Raw genomic sequence first — 911 nt, forward strand, 5'->3', positions numbered from 1 at the left:
CGCTGCGGCAGACCCGGCAGCACGGACAGCAGGGACAACTCGGGCAGTCCGCGGCCGGGGCAGGAGACGGACCGGCGTCCAGGGGGTCGTCCCRAGCCGAGGGGGCTGTGTCCGGTGGCTTCGGGCCCGGAAGCTCGACGGAAGCCGGATCCGCGCCTGCGTCAGTGTCCTCGCCGGGGTACGGATTCCCGTCCGGGGCAGGTGCCGCGCCCGAAGCGCTGCCGTCGGTCCCGCCCGCGGCATCCCGGGCGTACCGGCAGGAGGCCGAACGGGCCTCGGGCGGAACCCCGCAGAGCGGCCGGCCCGCGCCCCTGCCCGTGCGCGGGACCCACCGGGAGCGGCCCAACCCGGCCGAGGCGAGGCCCGGTATCAGTGCCGACGACCGGCGCATCCTCGCCGAGAACGTGACCGCGCCGCCGACCCCGCGCAACGGCACCGTGCGCGGCACCATGGGCAAGCCCCAACTGCCCCGCCGCCGCGCCCAGGAACACATCGCACCCCAACTGCGCGACGGTCCCACGCCGCGCCAGGACTCCGACCACCTCGTCGGCCACGACCCCGGCCTGATGGCGGCCTTCCAGCGCGGCATCAGCCTCGCCGAGGCCCAACAGCACATGGAGGCCGGGCACACGGAGTGGGGCGACATGAAGCCGACGCACACGGAGCCGACGCATATGGAGTCGGCACACGTGGGGTCGGCATACGTGAAGCCTCTCCTCAGCGAGCCCACACACCGGGAGCCCACACACGGGGAGTCCGCACACAGCGAGCCCGCACACCGGGAGCCCRCACACCGTGACCCGATCCCCATGGAGCCGGTGCACACCGAGTCCCTCCCCATCGTGGACGCGGCCCGCACCACCGAGGCGCGCGGCGCCCGTGACGGTGTGACCGCGTCCCGCCCCGACCAC

At 74.9% G+C, this 911-nt stretch carries 1 pseudogene; it reads left to right on the plus strand.

What is annotated here, in order from left to right:
* Positions 1 to 164: 164 nt before the first annotated feature.
* Positions 165 to 911: pseudogene (locus CA983_RS48745) on the plus strand (hypothetical protein); the annotation flags it as partial.

The sequence above is a fragment of the Streptomyces swartbergensis genome, from assembly GCF_002148965.1.
Lineage (GTDB): Bacteria > Actinomycetota > Actinomycetes > Streptomycetales > Streptomycetaceae > Streptomyces > Streptomyces swartbergensis.